The organism is Desulfosoma sp. (assembly GCF_052743555.1).
Window position 1 is genome coordinate 1,891 of sequence record NZ_JBRAHS010000031.1, and the last position, 9,953, is coordinate 11,843.

6 protein-coding genes are annotated in these 9,953 nt (G+C 58.6%); 2 read left to right on the forward strand and 4 right to left on the reverse strand.

The genetic code is table 11. The features are described 5' to 3' along the window. The coding region (locus ACUVSA_RS14380; protein ID WP_445895341.1) for a methyl-accepting chemotaxis protein at window positions 1–1,730 on the forward strand (1,730 nt) is incomplete at its 5' end. A 157-nt stretch (window positions 1,731–1,887) separates the two neighbouring features. Continuing rightward, a complete protein-coding gene (locus tag ACUVSA_RS14385) occupies window positions 1,888–4,641 on the forward strand; it encodes a hybrid sensor histidine kinase/response regulator (protein WP_445895342.1) in 2,754 nt (917 codons plus the stop codon). A gap of 365 nt (window positions 4,642–5,006) precedes the next feature. Here ACUVSA_RS14385 and ACUVSA_RS14390 read toward each other — a convergent pair whose 3' ends face one another. From ACUVSA_RS14390 to ACUVSA_RS14405, 4 genes are all read right to left on the reverse strand, one after another. Then, window positions 5,007–6,356: a Ni/Fe hydrogenase subunit alpha gene (locus ACUVSA_RS14390; RefSeq protein WP_445895343.1), complete on the reverse strand. Its 1,350-nt coding sequence runs from the start codon at window positions 6,354–6,356 to the stop codon at window positions 5,007–5,009. A gap of 3 nt (window positions 6,357–6,359) precedes the next feature. Then, window positions 6,360–7,298 (reverse strand): methyl viologen-reducing hydrogenase, encoded by a 939-nt coding sequence (locus tag ACUVSA_RS14395; RefSeq protein WP_445895344.1) that lies wholly within the window; start codon window positions 7,296–7,298, stop codon window positions 6,360–6,362. 138 nt (window positions 7,299–7,436) lie between these two features. Then, window positions 7,437–7,697, reverse strand: a complete 261-nt coding sequence (locus ACUVSA_RS14400; protein WP_445895346.1) for a 4Fe-4S dicluster domain-containing protein — start codon at window positions 7,695–7,697, stop codon at window positions 7,437–7,439. Next, the coding region (locus ACUVSA_RS14405; protein WP_445895345.1) for an FAD-dependent oxidoreductase at window positions 7,625–9,953 on the reverse strand (2,329 nt) is incomplete at its 5' end. The genes ACUVSA_RS14400 and ACUVSA_RS14405, both read right to left, overlap by 73 nt.

Here is a 9,953-nt window from a genome sequence, read left to right on the forward strand (position 1 = left end):
TGGCGATCTACGAGCCATTACCGCAGACACCGGAAGAAGCCGAAACCTGGAAGCAGCTCAAGCCGGTCTTGGAGCAATGGGAGAAGGAAAAAGACAAAGCCATCGAAATAGCGAAACGCTTTGACGCTATAGGGATTCTTGACCCAGATGTTTTCAAACAAAAAATCGTCACCTTCCAACGTGATCATTACGCTCTGGAGCTGCGCACGATGGATTTGGTCTATGCCGGTCATGCCTTTGAAGGCGGAGAAGATCACACCGCTTGCGCCTTCGGGAAATGGTTGGCCGCGTACAAAACGGAAAATGCCAAGCTGAAAGAGATCTTGGCTCACATTGCCGAGCCGCACCGTCAGTTTCACAACTCCATTCGAGCCATCAAGGATCTCATGGCCGCCGGCCGAGTTGAAGAAGCCCGTCTTACTTTGAAAAACCAGATGTCCAGCGCGCGGCAGTTGGTATTTCATGACCTTCAGGCCATCGATGCGATGGCCGACGAAGCCAATAGGCTCATGCATGAACTAGATAGGCAGATTATGGGGCCTGTTAGGGAAGCCCGGCTTCGGGCTACGGCGCTTCTCGACAAACTCGTGGAAATCAATGAGCACACCAGCCAAAGCGAGACCGAAAAAGCTATCAACTTTGCGGCGCGCATGAATGGTGTGATGTTCGCCGTAGCGCTCGGAGGTTTCTTGCTGGCGGTTGTCTTGGGTTTTGTCGTCACACGGGGGATCAACGCGGTTCTTCGAAAATCCGCCACGGAACTGGGTGAAAGCGCGGAGCAGGTGGCTTCGGCTGCCGGTCAGGTTTCTTCCGCAAGCCAGCAAGTGGCCGAAGGGGCGTCACAGCAGGCGGCGGGCATCGAGGAGACTTCATCGGCTGTGGAAGAGATGGCGTCCATGGCTCGACAAAACGCCGACAATGCAGGGCAGGCCGATGCCTTGATGAAGCAGGTGGCCAAGGCGGCCGAACAGGCCAAAGCGAGCATGGCGGAGCTTTTGCGGTCCATGGAAGACATCAACCGGTCCAGCCAAGAGACCCAAAAGATCATCAAGACCATCGAAGAGATTGCGTTTCAGACCAATCTGTTGGCCTTAAATGCGGCGGTGGAGGCGGCCCGGGCCGGTGAGGCCGGAGCGGGCTTTGCGGTGGTGGCCGATGAAGTGCGCAGCCTGGCCATGCGGGCGGCGGAAGCGGCCAAGGACACGGAGCAGCTCATTGAGGGCACGGTGGTTCGGGTCAAACAGGGGGCGGATTTGACGGAATCCACCAATCACGCCTTTGTGACGGTGCATGAAAGCGTGCTCAAGGTGGCGGATCTGATCAACGAGATCGCGGCGGCGTCCCATGAGCAAAGCGAAGGAATCGGCCAGGTGAATACGGCCATTTCCCAGATGGACAAGGTGGTGCAGCAAAATGCGGCCAACGCCGAAGAGTCGGCTTCGGCGTCGGAGGAGCTCAGTGCGCAGGCGGAACAAATGCGGCGGGCCGTGGAAGAACTGATCGCTTTGGTGGGGCGCGTGGAAGAGGGTTCGAGCCTGCGCCTGCGGCTTCGTAAGAAAAGGGAGCCGTCGGCACGGCCGGCTCCGGCCGGGAGCTTTGCCGGAAAAGCCGAAAGGGCTGTCGCCAAGGCGGGAAACGGAAAGATACAAACGGCTGCGGCAAAAGGGCACGGCAAGCCGGCCAAGCCCCGGGAGCTTATCCCCTTTGAAGACGATTTTCAGGATTTTTAAGGCTGGCCATGGCCGGAGTGTGCGCGTCGCGTCCCGGTGATTGCTGTCCGTGGGATGCAAGGGTTTAGGGACCGGCAGAAGCCGGTCCCTTCGAGATGTACCCCAGGTATCGGCATTTTTGGCCCGGATCTCGGCCGCACAAAGGAAGTTCTTTTCCATGGGTGAAACTCCTGATTTCCATCGATTGGCTCCACCGGGGCTTTCGGCCACGGTCGGACACGGTTTTTTATACTTGATGAGCGGGCTTGCTCTCAGCGTCTGGACGCTGGTCTGTTTCCTTTTCTTGTGGAACCTTGATGCTCAAGAAAAGCGCCACATCGAACAGTCGGCTCATACGCATGCTCTGACCCTTGTGGAGAAAGATAAATTGTACCGTCTGTGGAACGCGCTGCACGGCGGCGTGTATGTCGCCGTGGGGCCGAATCTTGCCCCCAATCCTTATCTCCATGTGCCGGAGCGGGACATCGAGACGCCTTCGGGGAAAAAGCTGACCTTGGTCAACCCCGCGTACATGACCCGTATGGTGCACGAGCTTGGGCGCGGGGCTGGAAACAGCTCAGCGCACATCACGGGGCTTGAACCGATCAACCCCGCCAACGCTCCGGATCCTTGGGAAAAGAAAGCCTTGGAATGGTTTACGACCCATGCGGAAGCCTCCCATTACGCGGAAAAGGTGAGCGAAGAGGCTGGTTCGGTCATCAAGGTCATGGTGCCCCTACGTCTGGAACCTCCATGCCTTCGTTGCCACAATACGGCTCTAGACATGGAAGGCCGTGTGCGGGGCGGCATCGCTGTGACCGTTCCCCTGAAAACTTTCGACGCCCCAAAAGCGGACTGGCCATTGTACTATTTCAAGCGGTTTGTCTTCATATGGCTTACGGGGCTTATCGGTATTTTGGTGGGTTTTTGGGTAGCCCGAGGGCGCATTGCAGAGCGCCGAGTTTTTCTCTCGACGCTTGCGGCCAAAGAGCAGCTGTGGCGAAGCATTTGTGAAGGCATGCAGGATCCACTGGTGGTCTTGGACCGTGATTTTCGCATCCGGATGATCAATTCGGCAGCGGCCGCTCTGGCACAGACGACGCCGAAAGAGGCTGAGGGAAAAAGCTGCACGGAGGTTTTTTCCTATTGGCACAAGCTTTCCGGCGCTTGTGCGGACAAGGAATGTGCGGCTCGGCAGGTGCTGAAGACGGGCACCGCGCGTTCCAGTCACATGGAGATTCTCCTGCCGGACGGGTCTTCACGAGTGTTCCACGTTTTGGTGAGCCCGCTTTTGGAACAAGATGCCGCGGTTTCAGGCGTCATCGAAAGCTTTCGAGACATCACAGAGGAAGCTCGAGCCCAGCATGAACTGGCCAAGGAAAAACGGGATCTGGACCTTCTTTTTGAAAATATGTTCGGCGGCTGTGCGCTGCACGAAATGATGACCGACGAGCATGGCGCACCGGTGGATTATCGGTTTCTGAAGGTCAATGCGGCTTTTGCCGAGCATACAGGGCTCCCTGCCAAGAACATTATTGGGAAAACCGTTCGCGAGATTCTTCCCGATTCTTACGATCGATGGGTGAGACGCTATGCGCCGACGGCTCTTGCCGGAAAACCGGTGGCGTTTGAAGACTTTGAGCCGGTTTTGGGGCGCCATTTTTCCGTGCGGGCATACCAGACGGAGCCGGGAAAATTTGTCACCGTGTTTTTTGATGTGACGGAAAGGGAAAAGCTTTCCGAGCAGCTTCGCCACGCTCAAAAGATGCAAGCCGTAGGTCAACTGGCCGGGGGCGTGGCCCATGAGTTCAACAACATTTTACAGATCATCAACGGGTATGTGGAGATGGTCCTTGGGCAGACCCCGGCCCACGATCCGCGCCATGGGCCGTTGCAGCGCGTTATGGACAGCGGACTGCGAGCCGCCCGGCTGGTGCAGCAGCTTTTGGCTTTCAGTCGCAAGCAGATTCTTCGGCCCGAGCCCGCTGACATCAACGAGGTGGTTCGTGACTTTGGCAAGCTGGCGCAAAAGATGGTGGGAGAGACCATCGCGATACGCCGCGTTCCCGGAGCCCATCTCGGTCGTGTGCGCATCGATCGGCCGCTCATGGAACAGGTCTTGCTCAATCTGGTCATCAATGCGCGGGACGCCATGCCTTCCGGCGGAGAAATTGTGGTGGAAACAGCCGACGTGGACTTAGATGAGACCTACGTGCTACAAAATGTTCAGCTCCATCCCGGCCCTTATGTGATGGTGGCCGTGGCCGACACGGGCGTGGGCATGGCGCCCGAGGTGATGGAACGGATCTTTGAGCCGTTTTTTACCACCAAGGACGTGGGACAAGGCACGGGATTGGGGTTGTCCGTAGCCTACGGCATCGTTCGGCAGCATGACGGCATGATACATGTTTACAGCGAGCCGGGTAAGGGAACGACGTTCAAAATCTATTTGCCTCGGCTCGTAGAGGAACAAGAGCAGGGCAAAGGCAAGGAGCATTTAGGGAGTCCTTCTGAGAAAGCTCCCCGGGGAACGGGCCTGATTCTTTTGGCGGAGGATGATCCGGCTGTCCGAGAATACCTGGCCATGGCCCTGCGGGATGCCGGCTACAGGGTGGTGGAGGCGCGAAACGGAATGGAGGCCGTGGAAATCTTTGCCACCACCTTGGAACCCATCGATTGTGTGGTGACGGACGTGGTGATGCCCGGTATGGGCGGCGAAGAGGCGGTAGGCCTCATTCGCCGAACGTGTGGATGGATTCCTGCGGTGTTCCTCAGTGGATATTCAGAGCGGATGCATGGGGTGGCTGCTCGCTCGAGCCCAAACACCGTGTATCTGGAAAAACCCGTTCGGCGCTCGGTCTTGCTGCGCGCCGTCCATGAGCTGGTGGCCAAAGGCGCCGATCCCTTCATGGATCAAGAATCCAGCCCATGATGCCGTTTTGGATGCGGCTTTGCCCTGCTCTGCAACATTTTTTGTAGGAACGCCGCAAGGCGCGATTTGTCCGTGATGGCGCATGTCCATAAAACCCGGATCGGTGCGGGATCGCGGCTTGCGCCGCTCCTCCAAGAGGCATTGCCGCTGAGCACCGCTGCTCTTCGATCCCCCGCCGGAAGTTGCCTGTGGGTGTTCAGGAACACGCGGACCGCGAGGACGCGGTCCCTTCGAGAGAAACAATCCTTGTTTCCATGGCCTCACCGCGTGCTGTGCGGCCAACGGGCGATGGGGGTGCCCGCCGCGTCCACGATGGTGATGTGGATTGCCGAATCGCCGTCCAGGCGATGGGTGGCGCAGGAAATTCAGGGGTCGTAGGCGCGCACCGCCATTTCCACTCGATTCAGCAGTCCCGGGTCCACCACCCCGTTGTGAATGACGGCTTTGGCGGCCTGTTGGACGCTCAGGTTCATGGGAGCGATGTTGTGGGTGGTGCCCACAATGAGGTTCGCTCGCGTGATGCAGCCGTTGTGGTCCGTGAAGTAGTCGTGAATGAGGGTACCGCGGGGCGCTTCCACACTGCCGACACCTCGCCCCGCCCGCGGTTCCACCTCGGCTCGCACGTGGGGATCGCAAATCTCGGGATCCTCCAAAAGCTCAATGGCATGTTCACAGGCATAGACTTCCTCAATGAGCCTGGCCCAATGGTAAAGCAGTGTGGCCTGAGCCGGGCGGCCGAACTTTTCTCGAAATTCTTCGAGTTCCGCTTGAGCCCGCGGTGTGGCGATGCGATCCGCCACGTTGATGCGCGCCAGGGTATTGGCCCGATAGATGCCTCGAGGCGCCGTTTCGTCCAGGGAAAAGCCCTCATTCCATACCTTGGCGTAAGGCATCTTGGCGTAGGAATAGGGTTCCACGTGCTCGGCGATGACGTCGGTGTAATCCTGCACGTCAAATTGGATGAATGTGCCGTCGGGTTTCATTAAACGAATGGGACCATCGTAAAGATTCAGGGCCCCCGTGGTATCCACCGTGCCGATAAACCCGGTGCGAATGACCCCCAGGGACTGAATGGTTTCCATGTACGGGGGAAAAACCTTGGTTTTGGCAAATTCCAGGGTAAACAAAGCAAAGTCCAAGAGTTCCCGCATTTGGCCGAGAATTTCCCGGCGGTCTTCTTCCAGCATGGGCTTGGAAACCCCCCCCACGACACCGGCGATGGGATGAATCGCCTTGCCGGCGAACCGCTCCAGAATCATCTTGGCTTGATGCCGCATGCGGACCACTTTGTGCGCCAGTTCCGGATGGGCCTTGGCGATGCCGATCACGTTGCGCACTGAATAGTCGGCGTCGGGACCGATGACGAAATCCGCGGCGGCCAGAAAGAAAAAGTGCAGCAGTTTGTCTTCCGCGTGGGCGATGGTTTGCATGAGTTCCCGAAGTTTTTGCGCGGCTGGGGGCGGCGTGACCCCGAAACAGCGGTCCACCGCCTTGGTGGATGCCAAATGGTGCATCCAGGGGCAGATGCCGCAGATGCGGCTGACGATGCGCGGCACCTCGTCGGCGGGTTTGCCTTCAATGAATTTTTCAAACCCGCGTAGGGACATGATGTTCACGCGCGCGTTCTGGACCTCTCCCGCCTCGTTCAGTTGAATCTGAATGGAAGCGTGACCCTCGATGCGCGTGATGGGCTGAATGTGAATCTCCCGACTCATGGTCTAGCGCTCCTTTCGAGGCCGTGCAGGCCTGAGCAACCGGTGAGCTCCCGCAAAGCGCAGCAGCGACGGGAATTCCGGCAGCGATTTGACGTCGATGCCGTTGGATGCCAAGGCGTTAAGCATGTCCAGCATGGGGTTGCCGTCGTGGCGCACGGGACCATAGCAGCCTCGACACGGAACTCGGGCCGCGATGCACCGCGGCGTTGCGGCGTCCCCGCCGCAGCCGGCTCGTGTGACGGGGCCCATGCACAAGAAGCCTTGTTCCAAGAGACAGCGCATTTTATCCAAAGGTTCATCCGGACCGTGATAGAAGGGATTTTGCAGGAATCGGCGCAGCGTCTTGAGCTTCCCCTTGCCTTCGCGCACCGTGGGGCATGTGTCACAAACGCTCTTGAAGGGAAGCTCCGGCGCCTTTCCCTGCACAAGGGCTGTGAGCGCCGCAAAGAGCTGGTCTGGATGCGGCGGACATCCCGGCAGATAGACGTCCACGGCTATGTGTTCGTCCAAGGCCGAGCATCTGTCCAAGAGCCCAGGGACAGGGGGGACAAAGGTTCTCGGGTTCCCATCGGTGGTTTCCGTGGTGAAGCACCGTTCCAAAAGATACGATACCGGAAAACTGTTGGCCAAGGCCGGAATGCCCCCGTGCGTGGCGCAGGTTCCCAGGGCGACGATCACCTTGCAGCGGGATCGCATGTGGGCGGCGATTTCCGCATGCTCTTCGTTGCGAATGCCGCCGCTGATCAGGCCCACCTCCGCTTCGGGAATATCCAGGTGTTTTTTGTTGCCGATCTGGCCGAAGTACTTGTGATCGAACAGTACCGGCATATGGACGATGTCCACAAGATTGAGCACGTCCAGGAGGCGTTCCCCCAGATCCACCAGGGAAATTTCGCATCCGGAACAGGCATTGAGCCATTCACTGGCGACGGTCACAGACATGACTGGTCCTCCTCATGGGCCGCGCCCCGGGCCATTACAGGGCGACAACCACAGGTTTTCCCAATTCACGGCGATGCTCCCTGGCCTCGGCGCGCTTGCGTGCCGCCGCTTTCATGACCGCTTCAAGCACCTGCGCCGTCATGGAATTTGAGAAACCTCTGCCAACAAGGCGTCAATCTGTGCGGTCAACTGATGGAGTGTAAAGCCGTGCACTATCACCCCGCCTTTGGGGCAGGTGGCTTCGCAAAGGGCGCAACCCTTGCACAAGGCCGGATCAGTTCGAATCCGCCGACGCGCCGCCGACCCGTCCACCGGCTCCTCCAGGGCTATGGCGTGGTAAGGACAGACATCCAGACACAGAGCACAGCCATCGCATTGATCGGTGACGTAGGACTTGATGGCGCCAACTGCATTTCTTCTTTGGACAGCATCACGGCGGCTCGAGATGCGGCGGCTCGCGCCTGCGCAATGGTTTCATCGATGGGCTTGGGATAATGGCACAGACCCGCAACGAAAAGGCCGTCCACCGTCAGATCCACGGGACGCAGCTTGGGATGAGCTTCGTTGAGGAAACCGTCGGCGTTGACGCCGCATTTAAAAAGATCAATCACATCGCGGGCGGCGTTGGGTTCAACGGCTGCGGCCAAAACCACATAATCGGCCGGCAGGCGCAGGGTGCGTCCCAAAATGGGATCCAGCACCTCCACCTGTAGCGCGCCGTTGGCGATGCCGACTCGAGGTTTGGTCTCCAATGTGTATTGAACAAAAACAACACCCGAGGCCCTTGCCCTTTGATAGAGTTCTTCCCGCATACCGTAGGTGCGCATGTCCCGGTAAAGGACGTAGATGTCCATGTTCGGGTTCAGCGCCTTCATGCGAAGAGCGCTCTTGACCGTGTGGGTACAGCAGATGCGGGAACAATAAGGTCGCTGCGGTTCCCGCGATCCCACCCACTGAATGAACACCGCACTGTGTGCCGCCCGCACCGATTCCGGATTTTGAACCATGAGCGCATCCCACTGAAGATGCGTCATCACGCGGGAATCCTGACCGTAGAGGTATTCGTTCGGTTCGGCCTGTCGGCCTCCCAAGGCCAACACCGCCGCGCCGTAAAAGATTTCCCGTTCCGTTCCGCCGACGTCCACAAGGCTTCGAAAACTGCCCACGGAACCTTCCACTGTCTTGAGCTGCGCCGATTTGAGGACCGTGATTTTGGGATGGTTTTCCACCTGCGCGATGAGCCCGTCCAGCATGGGCTGGACCGGTTCGCCTGGATCGTTTTCCAGAAGATGCCTCGCATGGCCGCCCAAAGCCTCGGCCTTTTCTACAAGAACCACAGCAAAACCTTGGTTCGCCAAATACAGCGCGGCATTCATGCCGGCCACGCCGCCGCCCACAACCAGAGCGTTCTGAATGACATGGACTCTGAGACGGTTCAGCGGGGCATTGAGGGCCGCTTTGGCCACGGCCATGCGCACCTGATCCTTGGCCTTTTCCGTGGCCTTTTGTGAATCCTGCTGATGAACCCAGGCGTTTTGATTGCGAATGTTGGCCATTTCGAGCAGAAAAGGATTCAGGGCCGCTTCGCGCAGGGTGTCTTGGAACAGCGTTTCATGGGTCCGGGGTGTACAAGCGGCCACCACGATGCGGTTCAGACCCAGTTCCTTGATCTTTTGCGCGATGAAAATCTGGGTGTCCGCCGAACAAGTGAAAAGATTGTTTTCCACATGGACCACGTGAGGGAGTGTTTTGGCGTAGGCAGCCACAGCCTTCACATCCACCGTATTGGCGATGTTGATGCCGCACGAACAGACGAAAACACCGATTCTCGGCGTTTCCACCCCCACGTCGCGCTCCTCGGGATAGGTTTTGGCCCGGGTCAGGGTTCCTCGAGCCGTCCTCAAAACGCGCGCCGCTTCGGCCGCCGCCGTGGAGGCTTCCGTCACCGCGTGGGGAATGGCCTTTGGCCCATGAAAGGCTCCAGTGGCGTAAATGCCCGAGCGCGTCGTGCTCACCGGATGGAATCCCGAGGTCAGGGCAAACCGATGGGCCGTAAGTTCGATGCCCAAGGCGGCGGCCAGGCTGTGCGCATCTTTGGGTGCCTCCAGGCCGATGGATAAGACCACGAGGTCAAAAGTTTCCGAAACCAAATGTCCTGTGTCGTTGACATACTGAATGACCGCCCCTTTGTTGTCGGGGCCGGGTTCGATGGAATGCGGGCGGGCTCGTAGAAAACGCACACCCTGTTGTTGAGCCTGCATCAGGTAGCGTTCAAAGTCTTTTCCGTGAGTGCGGATGTCCATGTAGAAGATGGCTTGCTCCAGTTCATGGCCGCTGCAGTGCTCGGCCGTCACCAAGGCCTGCTTGATGGCGTACATGCAGCAGACGCTGGAGCAATAGGCGTTACCGCACTGATGGATGTTGCGCGATCCGACGCATTGAATCCACGCGATGCGCCCAGGTTCCCGCTCATCGGATGGGCGCACCAGGTGCCCTTGGTAGGGGCCGTTGGACGCCAAGAGCCGTTCGTATTCGAGACTCGTCAGCACGTCGCGAATGTGGCCGTAACCGTAGGTGTCCAAGCGCGAGGGATCAAAGGCTTCAAAGCCAGGAGCCAAGATCACGGCGCCCACGTCCAGGGTGAAGGTCTTTTCC